10 protein-coding genes and 2 pseudogenes are annotated in these 12,846 nt (G+C 70.3%); 5 read left to right on the top strand and 7 right to left on the bottom strand.

What is annotated here, in order from left to right; genetic code table 11:
- From FLX07_RS30465 to kdpF, 3 genes and pseudogenes are all read right to left on the bottom strand, one after another.
- Nucleotides 1–293: pseudogene (locus FLX07_RS30465) on the bottom strand (potassium-transporting ATPase subunit B); the annotation flags it as partial.
- On the bottom strand, nucleotides 293–1,954 hold the full coding sequence (gene kdpA / locus FLX07_RS30460; protein WP_142575128.1) for a potassium-transporting ATPase subunit KdpA: 1,662 nt from the start codon (nucleotides 1,952–1,954) through the stop codon (nucleotides 293–295). The pseudogene FLX07_RS30465 and the gene kdpA, both read right to left, overlap by 1 nt.
- A complete protein-coding gene (gene kdpF, locus FLX07_RS30455) occupies nucleotides 1,954–2,043 on the bottom strand; it encodes a K(+)-transporting ATPase subunit F (protein WP_142575127.1) in 90 nt (29 codons plus the stop codon). Before kdpF ends, kdpA begins: the two co-directional genes overlap by 1 nt.
- A 429-nt stretch (nucleotides 2,044–2,472) precedes the next feature.
- Here kdpF and FLX07_RS30445 point away from each other — a divergent pair, with 429 nt between their 5' ends.
- On the top strand, nucleotides 2,473–2,733 hold the full coding sequence (locus FLX07_RS30445) for an SAV_915 family protein (protein ID WP_142575126.1): 261 nt from the start codon (nucleotides 2,473–2,475) through the stop codon (nucleotides 2,731–2,733).
- Between the two features lie 373 nt (nucleotides 2,734–3,106).
- Nucleotides 3,107–3,220: pseudogene (locus FLX07_RS38930) on the top strand (DUF1707 domain-containing protein); the annotation flags it as partial.
- Nucleotides 3,221–3,317: 97 nt separating this feature from the next.
- On the opposite strand, the gene FLX07_RS30430 reads toward FLX07_RS38930, so the two are convergent.
- From FLX07_RS30430 to FLX07_RS30420, 3 genes are all read right to left on the bottom strand, one after another.
- A complete protein-coding gene (locus FLX07_RS30430) occupies nucleotides 3,318–3,950 on the bottom strand; it encodes a CGNR zinc finger domain-containing protein (RefSeq protein WP_142575125.1) in 633 nt (210 codons plus the stop codon).
- Between the two features lie 164 nt (nucleotides 3,951–4,114).
- Nucleotides 4,115–5,104, bottom strand: coding sequence for a quinone oxidoreductase family protein (locus FLX07_RS30425; protein WP_142575124.1), 990 nt, complete (start codon nucleotides 5,102–5,104; stop codon nucleotides 4,115–4,117).
- A 147-nt stretch (nucleotides 5,105–5,251) separates the two neighbouring features.
- Nucleotides 5,252–7,165, bottom strand: coding sequence for an APC family permease (locus FLX07_RS30420; RefSeq protein WP_373292619.1), 1,914 nt, complete (start codon nucleotides 7,163–7,165; stop codon nucleotides 5,252–5,254).
- 348 nt (nucleotides 7,166–7,513) lie between these two features.
- Here FLX07_RS30420 and FLX07_RS30415 point away from each other — a divergent pair, with 348 nt between their 5' ends.
- From FLX07_RS30415 to FLX07_RS30405, 3 genes are read left to right on the top strand one after another with little or no spacing between them, the layout of a single operon-like run.
- Nucleotides 7,514–7,981: an Lrp/AsnC family transcriptional regulator gene (locus FLX07_RS30415; RefSeq protein ID WP_167748450.1), complete on the top strand. Its 468-nt coding sequence runs from the start codon at nucleotides 7,514–7,516 to the stop codon at nucleotides 7,979–7,981.
- On the top strand, nucleotides 7,978–9,306 hold the full coding sequence (lysA, locus tag FLX07_RS30410) for a diaminopimelate decarboxylase (RefSeq protein WP_142575122.1): 1,329 nt from the start codon (nucleotides 7,978–7,980) through the stop codon (nucleotides 9,304–9,306). Before FLX07_RS30415 ends, lysA begins: the two co-directional genes overlap by 4 nt.
- A gap of 7 nt (nucleotides 9,307–9,313) precedes the next feature.
- Nucleotides 9,314–9,829: a hypothetical protein gene (locus FLX07_RS30405; protein WP_142575121.1), complete on the top strand. Its 516-nt coding sequence runs from the start codon at nucleotides 9,314–9,316 to the stop codon at nucleotides 9,827–9,829.
- A 152-nt stretch (nucleotides 9,830–9,981) separates the two neighbouring features.
- Here FLX07_RS30405 and FLX07_RS30400 read toward each other — a convergent pair whose 3' ends face one another.
- On the bottom strand, nucleotides 9,982–12,831 hold the full coding sequence (locus FLX07_RS30400; RefSeq protein ID WP_142575120.1) for a helix-turn-helix transcriptional regulator: 2,850 nt from the start codon (nucleotides 12,829–12,831) through the stop codon (nucleotides 9,982–9,984).
- Nucleotides 12,832–12,846: the final 15 nt, after the last annotated feature.

The raw sequence follows: 12,846 nt of genomic DNA, 5'->3' as shown, positions 1-12,846 counted from the left end.
TCGGCCACGGCCTCGGCCAGGTTGGCGAACACGACCGTCAGCCACAGCCACACCACGATGGCCCAGGCGAACAACGAGGGATCGGCGATCGCGAGCACAGTGGTGAACGCCGCGCCGACCTCGACGATGAACATCACCGGATTGCGCCACAGCGTGACGGGGTTCAGCTTGCGTACGGCGTCGGGGAGGGAGCTGAGGAGTTGTTTCGGGTCGAGCAGGCCGCCGCCCACCTTGCCGCCCTTCCCGGGGGCGGGTGCGTGGCCCGGAGCTTCCGGCGCCTGGAGCACTGTCATCACTGGATTCCTTCTGCGAGCGGGCCGAGCGCCAGAGCGGGGAGGAAGGTCAGCGCCACCACGATGATCGTCACGCCCACGACCATGCCGACGAACTGCGGGCGGTGGGTGGGGAGCGTGCCCGCCGAGGCCGGTACGGGGGCCTGCCTGGCCAGCGAGCCGGCGAGGCCGAGCACGAAGACGATCGGCAGGAACCGGCCGAAGGCCATGCACAGCCCGAGCGCGGTGTCGTACCACGGGGTGTTCACGGTGATGCCGGCGAACGCCGACCCGTTGTTGTTGGAGGCGCTGGTGAACGCGTAGAGCACTTCGGACAGGCCGTGTGGCCCGGAGTTGAGCATGCTCGCCCGTTGCTCGGGCGAGGCCATGGCCAGGGCGGTGCCCACGAGTACGAGCGCGGGGGTGGTCAGGAAGTAGAGCGAGGCGAGCTTGATCTCGCGTGAGCCGATCTTCTTGCCCAGGTATTCCGGCGTACGGCCCACCATCAGACCGGCGACGAACACGGTGATCACCGCCAGCACGAGCATGCCGTACAGGCCTGCGCCCACCCCGCCGGGCGCCACCTCGCCCAGCATCATGTTGAACATCGTCATCATGCCGCCCAGGGGCGTGAAGGAGTCGTGGAAGGAGTCCACGGCGCCGGTCGAGGTCAGTGTCGTGGCCGCGGCGAAGGTCCCCGAGTTCGGCACGCCGAACCTGACCTCCTTGCCTTCCATCGCGGCGCCGACCGCCTGCGGGACGGTGCCGTGGTGCGCTATCTCCAGCCCGGTGAGCAGCGCGACGCCGGCGAAGGCCAGCACGCCCATGATCGCGACCATCGCATAGCCCTGCCGCCGGTCGCCGACCATGCGGCCGAACGTGCGCGGCAGCGCGAACGGCAGCATGAGGATCAGGAAGATCTCCAGCCAGTTCGTCCAGGAGGCCGCGTTCTCGAAGGGATGGGCGGAATTGGCGTTGTAGAAGCCGCCGCCGTTGTTGCCGAGCTCCTTGATGACCTCCTGGCTGGCCACCGGGCCGCCGGTGATGCTCTGCGTGCCCCCGGCCAGCGTGGCGACCTCGTGGACGCCCGAGAAGTTCTGGATCAGGCCGCCGGCCACCAGGAGGAGCGCCCCGACGAACGCGATCGGCAGCAGGATGCGGATCGTGCCGCGGACCAGGTCCACCCAGAAGTTGCCGAGGTTGTCGGTCTGTTTGCGGGCGAAACCGCGCACCAGGGCGATCGCCACGCACATGCCGACGGCGGCCGACACGAAGTTCTGCACCGCCAGGCCGGCCATCTGCACCAGGTGGCCCATCGTGGACTCACCCGAGTACGCCTGCCAGTTGGTGTTCGTGACGAAACTGACCGCGGTGTTCCACGCCACGTGGTCCGTCACCCCGGGAAAGCCGAGGCTCAGCAGCAGTTTGTCCTGCAGACGCTGGAAGGCGTAGAGAAACAGGATCGAGACGGCCGAGAAGGCGAGCACGCTGCGGGCGTAGACGTTCCACCGCTGCTCGGTGTCCGGCCGGACCCCGATGAGACGGTAGACCACTCGCTCGAAGGCCACGTGCCTCGTGCCGCTGTAGACGCGGTACATGTAGTCGCCGAGCGGCCGGTGCGTCAGCACCAGGGCGACGACGAGGGATCCGATGAAGATGATCCCGGCCGTGGTCGGCGACATCAGAAACGCTCCGGGAACAGCAGGGCCGCGATCATGAAGATCACCAGGCCGACGGCCACGACCAGACCAACGGCGTTGACAGCGCTCACAGGCGCTCCACCGCCTTCACCACGAGCCCGCAGATCGCGAATATCGCGACCGTCAGGGCGACGAAGATGACGTCAGCCATCTCACTTCCTCAAATCCGGATGCTTGCCCGGCCGCCGGACAGACGGCCATAAGCCAGCAAAGCGCCGCATTTAACGAGCTTTGACGTTCTTGACGGCTCTCATACGCCGCGGCGCGAAACATTGACGCGGTCCCTACGTGACCGGTCCCACCCGCCCCGGCCGGCCGCCGGACCCAGGGCGTACGCCGTGTCAGGGGGCGGGGGAACCGGATCGGCGCGCCTGTCGGCGGCCCTCCGTCAATCTCGCGTCAGCTTTCCGCGGCCGGGCGTCGGGATTGCGTAGTGATGGCGGTCCCGGTGGCCGCGTCAAATCTAACGTCGCCTTCGAGAGTCCTATGGAAGGCATGACATGATCGAAGATCCGTTATACGTGCCGGTGCGCCGCAGTGGGTTCTCCCTGGCGCTTCGCCTGTTCCGGACGGCCGCCGGCGAGCGGACGGCGGTGGCCTTCACCTCGCCACTCCGGCTGGCGAAGGTGCTGGGCGGCGACCAGGACTGGATCCGTCTCAGCGAGCCCGCGCTGCGCGGCATGACCAATGGTCTCGGCGCGATCGGCCTCGTGATCGACCCCACCGGCGCGATGAGCCGGCCGACCTCCAGGACCGCGTGATGTGCGTTCTCCAGCAGAACCTCCCCGACCAGGACGACCGGCCCGCGGAGCCGCCGGCCACCCCGGACCCGCTTCCCCAAGGGATAGAGGACCTTCGCGGTCTCCCCCACGACCCGGACCCGCGCGGACCCGTGGCACGGCGCGCAACGGGCCGCGACGACTCAGGGGCGACGAACCGCGCGCTCTCGTAGGGCCCGCCCTTCCGGCAGAGCCTTCACCCTGTGGCGCCCTCGCCACGACACTCGAATCGGCCACCCGGCTCGCGCTGCTCGAAGCACTGGCGGCCGCCGCCGACGAGATCACCCAGGACCTCGCACGCGGCTCCGTCGAGGTGCGGCTGCGCGGGCGCGCTGTACCAGAGAGCCGTCAGCCGATGAGCGGCGCGACGGGACACCTCCCCGACGGGGAGCGCGACAGGGCCGTGGAGCTGGTCCAGCAGGCGTACGCGGACGGCCGGCTCGGCCAGGACGAGCTGGAGCGGCGGCTCGGCCTGGCGCTCACCGCCGCGTTCCGCCACGAGCTGGCCACGGTCGTCGCCGACCTGCCGGACGACGTGATCGATCTCGCCTCCACCGGCGGGCGCATCACGCGGAAGGGCGACTGGGAGGTCCCGCGCCGGCGGCCTGTTCCCGCTTGCGGGCGCGGTAGGCGCGCAGGTTTGCGGCGTTGCCGCAGAGCCGTACGTCGTGCCAGACGCCGCTGTTGTTGCGTGAACGGTCGTAGAACGCACACTGGCAGCGCTCGTTGCGGCATATCTTCAGTCGCCGCCACTGGTCGGTCTGCTGCGCCTGGAGGCATTCGATCAGCACGAGCGATGCGACCCTCCGCCATCCGGTACCCGAAGGTTCTGCGACGACGGTGCCACGCTCGTCGACCCGCATCGAGACGGACAGTGTGGGAAGGGCGGCCAGTACCTGCGCGGACACGGCCTCGGCGCCGTCGCTCTGATCGGAGACAAGCCCGCGGAGAGCCCATCTCAGATCCCGCAGCGCCTCGCAGTCACGATCGGTGAGGTCCACAGCAGGAGCGGGCCGACCGGAAGCCGCGCTCCACCGGGCGAGCGCCTCGCTCAGCCACGTCTGAGCGGTGGTGGGGTCGTCGAGCCAGTCAGCATGGCGCGGCCTGCCGGCGGGCGAGGTGTTGAGCAGGTCCTGGACGAACGCGAGACCGCCGGGAGCAGGTTCCAAGGCGTAGCGCTCCGTGGCCGGCCACGTCATCGCGTTGTCCTTTCTCCGGGGACGCGACATCCCCTGGCGCACGTAGCACCGACACGGTGTGTCCGCGGATCCTAACGGACATGTCCGCACTGCCGACGTGCCCGTCAGGTCCTCCCTTGGCGCTGTGGCATACGCCCCGTGTCACCCTGTTGCGGCGCGCCGGGTCACAGAGCGAGCAGGATGCGGCCGAAGGGGCCGCCCTCGGCCAGGAGGCGCTGCGCCTCGGAAGCCTTCTCCAGCGGGAGGACCTGCGCCACCTTCGGGTGGAGCTCACCCTGCGAGACCAGGTCGAGCAGGGCCGCGTTGGCGGCGTTGACCTGCTCGGGGGTGAACAAGGCGAACCTGAATCCGTGGATGTGGGCGTTCTTCCATATCAGGTCGGTCACGTTGATCTCGGCGCGCACTCCAGCCGCGTAACCGATGCTGACGAGGGTGCCGCCCACGGCCAACGAGCCGAGCGCCTCCCCGGTGACCGAACCCCCGACGCCGTCCAGCACGACGTCCACGCCCGTACCGTCGGTCAGCCGCGCCACCCCTTCACGCAGCGACTCGTGCGTGAGGTCGATGACCTCATACCCTGCGGCCCGGCCCAGCTCGGCCTTCTCGGTGGTGGTGGCCGTGGTGATGGCCTGCGACGCGCCCAGGACACGGGCGACCTCCACGCCGCCCTGACCGACCGCACCGCCGACACCCGGCGCCAGTACGCTCCGGCCGCCGCGGAAGCCCGCCAACTCGTTCAGCGCCAGGTAAGCGGTCAGGTAACCGGCGCCGGTGGTCAGCGCGGCTGCGGTCTCGTCGTCGACGCCGTCGGGGATCGGCACCAGATGGGCCGCGTCGACCGCGATGTAGTCGGCCCACGAACCGTCGGTGCTCACCCCGTACCGTCCTCCGCTCAGCACGACACGGTCACCTGCGGCCAGTCCCGAGGCGCCGGGCTCCTCGACCCACCCCACACCGAAGCCACCCGGCCGGATCGGCAGCGGCTTGTGCAGGGCGGGTGCGAGTTTTCCCGAACGCACCGTCTCGTCCAGTGGGTTGACCCCGGCCACCGACATCCTGACGAGCACCTGCCCCTCGGTGGGCACCGGCAGGCGCCTCTCCCGCAACTCCAGTACGTCATAGCCGCCGAACCGGTCGTATTCAATCGCGCGCATGGCTCGCCCACCGAAGTAGTCCCGCAGGGCTTCGAGCCGACCAACGAAATCAACATATGTGAAATCTTCACGGCTCTGTCTTGCTGAAGTCGACCGCGAGCTGGGATGCCGCCGTGTCCGGGGCGGGACGCAAACCAGACTGAAGTACTAGCCGACGTGGACGTGGGGCCTGCGCTCGAGGTCCGGCTCCGCCTTGCGCAGCACCTCGCGGGTGAGCGGGGGCACGTCGCCGCCGCCGAAGACCAGGTAGCGCAGCATCGCGAGCACCGGGTTCCCCTCGGCCCAGTGGAAGTAGATGTGCGGCACCGCACCGGTGCGGTCGCGGAGGTGAAGCAGGAGCGCGGCCAGCGAGTTCGGCACGGCGGAGCTCTCGATCCGCAGGATCCTGTGCCCGTAGCGCTCCTCGCCCTTCACATGCAGTTCCGTCTCGAACTCCGAGGCGTCCGGCACGGTGACCTCGACGAACATCACCGGCTCGTCGCTGCGCAGCCGGTGGTTGATCCACTGCTCGCGGAGCTTGTCGTTGTACTCGTCCTGGTCACGCTGATTGGGCTCGTTGGCGATCAGGTGGATCAGGCCGCCGGCCCCGTTCACCCACTGCTCGGCCAACGGGTCCAGGTCGACCTCGGTCACCCGAAGTTCCATGGAACGGGTGGCCCGGGAGATCACGGAGGTGATGATGATCGCGGCGATGAAGAAGGAGGCGATCTTCACACCGTCGGGCCGCTCGACCACGTTGTCGACCAGCGTGTAGGCCAGGACCGCCGCGATCAGCCCGAAGCCGATCGAAGCGGCCGTCTGGCCCTTCCTGAACGCCGACAGCGTCACCGCGACCGCCGCCGACAGCATCAGCACCAGCACCCCTGTGGCGTAGGCGCCGCCCTGGGCGTCCACGTCGGCGTCGAAGATGATCGTGATGGCGAACGCGATCGCCGAGAAGACGAGCACCAGGGGCCGCACCGCGCCGGTCCATTCGGGCGCCATGCCGTACCGGGGGAGGTAGCGCGGCACCAGGTTGATCAGGCCCGCCATCGCCGAGGCGCCCGCGAACCACAGGATCGCGATCGTGGACACGTCGTACACGCTGCCGAACCACTCGCCCAGGAACTTGTGCGCCAGATATGCCAGCGCACGGCCGCTCGCCTTGCCACCCTCCTCGAACTCCTCATGCGGAATCAGCATCGTCGTGACAAAACTGGAGAAGATCAGGAAGACGCTCATGACGAGCGCGGCCACGGTGAGCAGCCGCTTGGTGCCCTTGATCCGCTGCCGTAGATCGCCCCTGACGACCGGCATCACGGCGACGCCGGTCTCGAAGCCCGACATGCCCAGCGCGAGCTTCGGCATGACCAGCAGTGACAGGCCGATCATGGCCAGTGGGCCGCTGTAGCCGGTGTCCAGCGTGTGCGTCCAGTCGACGACCACCTGGGGCGCCTGAAGCACGTGGATGATCGCGGTGACCACGACGACGGCGTTGAGCGCGAGGTAGACGAGGACGAGGATGACCGCGATGCCGATCGCCTCGGTGAAGCCCATCAGGAACACCCCGCCGAGCAGGGCCAGCAGGAACAGGGTGACGGGCACCCGCTGCCCCTCGATCCAGTGCGGCGCGAACGGGTTCTCCACGATGTGCGCGGTGGCGTCGGCGGCCGACAGCGTCATGGTGATGACGAAGTCGGTGGCCGCGAACCCGAGCAGGGCCAGGACGAACAGCTTGCCCCACCACTGCGGCGCGAGCTTCTCCAGCATCGCGATCGAGCCCTGGCCGTACGGGCTCTCGGCGGCCACCCGGCGGTAGACCGGCAGCGCGCCCAGCAGCGTGAGCGCGATCAGGAAGACCGTGGCGAGCGGAGACAGGAACCCGGCCGCGAGCGCCGCGATCCCCGGCTGGTAGCCGAGCGTGGAGAAATAGTCCACACCCGTCAGGCACATCACCCGCCACCATGGGTGCTTCGCGTGCGGCCCGTGCTCGATCTCCTTGCGATCGGTCTGGAGACCCTCGAGCAACCAGGCGCGCATCGGACCCGTCGGCGTGGCGACAGAACGCCCCAACCTGGCCACCTCCGGCATCAAGAACACGTAAAGCAACGCATGCACACTAGTGGCGCATACACCGCCATCAGCGGAGACAGGGCGTCAAGAAGACGTCAAGAGCGGAAGTTGTTCGATTACAAAACGTGACGACAGGGCCCTCCTGGCATAAGCAGCCGAGGTCCCCTGGTCGGAGCCGACGGAGACCGCCCCGGAGCGTGGCGGATGTCAATCGGGCGTCAGGTTCCGCGGGCCCGCCGTAGGAATCACGTCAGGATCGCCCGCCCATGGGACGGGCCGTGCTTAGCGTGTCGTGTGTCCCATTTCCGGGTTGTTCGCCCGTCTGGTGCGGCAGGGCCGTTCAGGAGGCGGTGTGCGGTGAGATCTCTCGACGACGTCGACCGGTCGCTGCTCCAGGCGCTGGCGCGAGATGGGCGCGCTCCCGTGCGGGCCCTCGCCCGCGACCTCGCGCTCGGCGACAGCACGGTCTCCATCCGGTTGCGCAGGCTGCGCGACAGCGGCGCGCTGACCGCGGTCCGCGTCGAGGTGGACCCGGCGGCGTTCGGCCGCCCGATCCAGGCCGTCGTACGCGTCCGGCTGCGCCACGACGTGACGTGCGGGGCCTACGAGCGGCGGCTGCGCGAGATGCCCGCGGTGTTGAGCGCGCTGGTCCTGCTCGGCGACGCCGACATCGAGGTCCGGCTGGCCTGCCGGAGCATGGACGACCTCGAACTGGCGGTGGCGACGCTCCGCGACGCGGGCGCCGACACCACCTGCACCCAGATCGTGACCCGTACGGTCACCGGACTCGGCCAGGCGCTCCTGGCGGAGAGAAGAACGAAATGAGCCTGCTGATCACACCTCCGCGTACGACGGAGACGGCCGGGGGCCCCTGGCCGGCCACCGCGCGCTTCGGGGCCGACGGGCATGCGGAGGTCGGCGGCGTCGACCTGATGGAGGTGGCCGGGCGCTTCGGCACCCCGGCGTACGTCATGGACGAGGCGGACGTGCGTCTGCGCTGCCGCGCCTACCGCGCCGCGCTGCCCCGGGCCGAGGTCGCATACGCCGCAAAGGCGTTCTGGTGCCGTGCGATGGCCGCCTGGGTCCGGTCCGAGGGGCTCGCCCTCGACGTGTGCTCGGCCGGTGAGCTGGCCGTGGCGCGGGCCGCGGGCTTCCCGGCGGACCGGATCATCCTCCACGGCAACGCCAAGACCCCGGCGGAGTTGCGCGCCGCGGTGGACGAGCGCGTCGGCCGCATCGTCGTCGACGATCTGGCCGAGATCAACCGTCTCGCCGCGCTCGTCCCCGCAGGGATGCGGCAGAAGGTGCTGGTGCGGGTGATTCCCGACATCGAAGCGGGGGCGCACGCCGCCATCCGCACGGGCGGGGAGGACCACAAGTTCGGGTTGTCGATCGCGGCCGGGGTGGCGAGGGAGGCGGTGAACCGCATTCTCCGCCAGCCACGCCTGGAGCTGGTCGGCCTGCACTGCCACCTGGGCTCCCAGATCGCCGCCGCCGAGCCGTACGAGCAGAGCGCGCGTGTGCTGGTGGAGCAGCTCGCGCGGATCCGCGACGCGCACGGCGTGACGCTGCCCCAGCTCGACCTCGGCGGCGGCCACGCGATCGCGTACAGGAGCGGGCAGACCGGCCTGCCTCCCGCCCTGCTCACCTCGCTGGCCGCGACCGTCGAGAGGCGCTGTGCCGGCATCGGCCTGCCGGCGCCGCGGCTGACCGTCGAACCCGGACGGGCCGTCGCCGGGCCCGCCGGCGTGACGCTCTATCGGGTGATCGCCGTCAAGAAGGGGCTGCGCCGCACGTACGTCGCGGTCGACGGAGGCATGAGCGACAATCCCCGGCCCGCGATGTACGGCTCGCGGTACGAGATGCGCATGATCGGCCGGCCGACGCACGAGGGCGAGCGCGACTTCACCGTGGTCGGCCACCACTGCGAAAGCGGGGACACGCTGGCCGAGGCCGCCGCGCTACCCGCCGACATCCGCCCCGGAGACGTGCTCGCCGTCGCCGCCACCGGCGCCTACAACCACTCGATGGCCTCGACGTACAACATGAACGGCCGCCCGCCGGTCGTCGCCGTCAGCCGGGGCAAGGCCCGCCTCGTCGTCCGCCGCGAAGGCCTCGACGACCTGCTGCGCCGTGACGTCGGCCTCTGAGAGACGTGTGAGGAAGACCGTGCACGCCTCCTCGGCGGGACGCGTCCTGGCGGCGGCGCTCCTGATGATCGTCGCCTGCGCGACCAGCGCGATCGTCAGTGCGCTCCTTATCCGCGGCGCGAACGCCTACACCGACGGCCACCGGCGGGTGACCGCCCAAGTCGTACGGGTGCTCCGGCCCCCCGTCGCCGCGGCCCGGTCCGCTCCCCTGCCCGCCGCGGTGGTGGAGGTCGTCTGGACCGGCCGGGACGGCCGCACCCACACGGGCAGAACGGTGGCGGCCTCCGGGCACCGGGCCGGGGACCGGCTGACCCTGTGGGTCGACGCGGGCGAGGAACCGGCCCCCGGCCCCTCGCCGACCGCCATGGTCGTCGTGGTCGCCGTGATCGCGGGACCGGCCGCGGCCGGCGGCCTCTGGACCGCCGGCCTCCTCGTGCGGTCGGGACGCCGCGCGTGGACCGCGCGGCGTGCCGTGGCCCGGTGGGAAGGCGAATGGCGGACCATCACGGCCAGAGGGCGCTGAGATTGGCGAGGGTCACAACCATCCCCTCCTCGTGAACACCAGGTAGAGGACCGCCGACGCCGGCATGACGAGGGTCAGGGCGAAGGGGTAGCCGAGGGCCCAGCGCAACTCCCCCATATGGGTGAAATCTCGGAAATGGTCCGCCACCGGCGCTACGCGTCGTCGCCCGCCGAGCCGGCCCTCTCCCGCTCGGCGACGAGGCGGGCGAGCTCCACCCGGGACGCGATGCCGAGCTTGGTGAAGACGTGGCGGAGGTGTGTGGACACCGTGTGGGGGGAGAGGAACATCTGCGCCGCCGCCTGCCGGTTCGTCAACCCCTTGGCGATCAGTGCCGCGACGGCGTGTTCGGTGTCGGTCAGGCTGTCCCACCCCGAGGCCGGACGCTCGGCACGCGTCCAGTGCCGGCGGCGGACGCCCAGCTCCCGCAGCCGGGCCCGGATCCGGGCCGCGTCGCGCAGGGCGCCGGTGCTCTCGTAGCCGTGGAGCGCCTGCTCCAGGTGGGAAACGGCTCGGGACGTCTCGCGGGGATCAGCGGTCAGCACGACACCGAGGTCTTCGGCAGCCGAGGAACGGCCCCACGGGTCGGGGTGACCGGCGGCGGCGTGGGCCAGGGCGTCCACGTCGGAGCGGAGGACGCCGCGAGCATGCGCCGCCGCGACGGCGAGCACCGGGAACTCGCGGTTCTCCCGTGCCAGCGACTCGGCGGTGCCGATAACCTTCTCCGCGAAGGGCCGGTTCCCGGTGGCCAGTGCCACCCTGGTCATCCAGGCGGCGGCGAGGGGCTCCAAAATCAGCGTCCAGCGCCTTTCCCGCACATCGGTGTAGGCGAATCGGAGGAGGTCCATCGCACCTTCAGGGTCTCCCGAGGCCTCCACGACCACCGCCTGGATCCACCTCCCCCAGGCAGCGCTGTACATGATCTCCCGCTTGCCTCGGTAGCCACCCATGTACCGGGCCGCGGACTCGAGGTCGCCGCGCCGCACGGACACGAGCGCCAGCACGCAGAGCCCTGCGAGGTCGGATCCGTGACCACCCAGCTCCTCACTGATCGTCAGCCCTTCCTGCGCCTCGGCCGCCGCGTCGTCGAGCCGGCCGCAAGCCAGGTCCAGGCAGCTGCGGAAGAACGCCGGCTGGGCGGCCTGCGCGGTCTGACCCAGCCGCTCGATCTCTTCCGTGAGGACTCGGGCGGTCCGTTCGGCCGCCTCGAACTGCCCGGTGAACTTGTAGTTCATGCTCAGCAGCATGAGGGGGTACGGCCGTTCGCACGCCTCCACCGAACCCGTCGTCGTGATCCGCACCGCCTCCTGAAGATGGCCGAAGGAGTCGTGAACCTTCCCGTCGACCAGGGCGCACTGCGCGAGCAGCATATGGGCGCCGACCAGCGCGGTGTCGCCGCACTGCGCCGAATCGGCCAGGACGGCTTGCGCGCGCGGCCGTCCGTTCCAAAAGTCCTTGAGTGACAGGAGTCCCACGAAGAGGGCCGATTCGGCGGTTCCGCGGAGCTTTGCGGGCACATCGGGCAGGGCCAGCAGGCTTTCGGCCTCGGCCACCGCAGCGGCCGGCCGGCCGCTCAGCAGCAACGCGTACGCGAGCATGCATCGCAGGCTCAGGGCCGCGCCGGACGGCGCCGCGTCGAGCGCCTCCTGAGCGAGGAGGATCGCCTCCGGTGCCCGTCCCGTGACCGCCAGAGCCCGGACCGCGGTCGCCACACGGTCGAAGCGGCCGGGATCGGCCGGACCGCTGATCTCGAGCGCGCGCATGGACAGGTCGACCGAGGTCTGCGGGGAGAACGCGAACACCTCCCGCGCCGCGCGGTCGAGCCCCCTGAGGGCCTCGACGTCGCCGGGCAGCGCACTCTTGATGAGGTGCGGCGCGGCCGGTACGGCGGAGCCCCGGCCGGCGAGCAACATCTGACCCGCCTCCCGGTGCAGTGCCAACCGGATCGGCGGCGCCAGCGTCTCGATCACGGCGTGTCTCAGCAGCTCGTGCCGGAAGGCCAGGTGGACCTCATCGGCGAGCAGGATGCCTGCCGATATCGCCTCGTCCAACGGCCGCACGAGGTCACCGGCAGGCTTTCCGAGCATCGCGGCCAGGTCGATCACGGTCATCGTGCGGCCCAGGATCGCGGCGACCTGGACCAGCTCGCGAGTCTGCGTGGAAAGCTCGTCTATGCACTCGCGCATGATCGTCTGGACGCCCGGCCGCTGCCCCGGCACCACGCGCGCCTGACCGTCGCGCACCTCGATCACGCCTGCGGAGGTCAGCCTGTCCAGCGTCTCCAGGAGCTGGAAAGGGTTCCCCTCGGTCAGGGCCGCCAGCGCGAGCACGTCAGGTCCGGGCGCGACGCCCAGAACGTCCGAGGCGACCTCGGCGACCGCCTGCTCGTCCAACGCCTCCATCACGACGCGGGTCGCGCCGTCGCGCTCCAGTCCGTCGTACAGGCGGTCCAGAGGTGTCACCGAGCCGTTGCCCGAGGTGCGTGACAGCATCCAGACGAGCGGATAGGAGGCCAGATCCCGGACCATCCGCCGGATCGCCAGGAGTGTCAGCTGGTCGGCCCATTGCAGGTCGTCGAGGGTGACCAGGGCCGGCCCGCGTGCGGCACATCTCTCCAGCGGTTCGCTCAGCCACTTCAGCATGGAAAGCCGCATGTCGACGGTTGTCGGGACCGGTATCGGTGGGGCTGCATACAGACCGGCGATCCCCCGCACCGCCGTTCTGAGGGGGACGAGCGGCGTGAAATCGAGATCGTCCGCCGCGCCCTGGCCGGCCATGAATCCGCCTCGCGCCGCGGCACGGGCCGCCTCCGCGAGCAGACGGCTCTTCCCCATCCCCGCCCGGCCCTCCACCAGCAGGACGGCACCTCGGCCTGCGCGGGCCTCTTTCAGCACCTGGACGACGAGGTTCCACTCGCGGACACGGCCACGCCACCCCGGCCACGACGTCCAGTCGGAGTCCAGCCTGCCTGCGAGCGCCCAATCGCGTGAACCGGCGTCAGCCATGAACCGACAGTACGA

Source organism: Microbispora bryophytorum, from assembly GCF_006874465.1.
GTDB classification, from domain to species: Bacteria; Actinomycetota; Actinomycetes; order Streptosporangiales; family Streptosporangiaceae; genus Microbispora; species Microbispora bryophytorum.
This window is presented reverse-complemented; position numbering and strand designations above follow the sequence as displayed.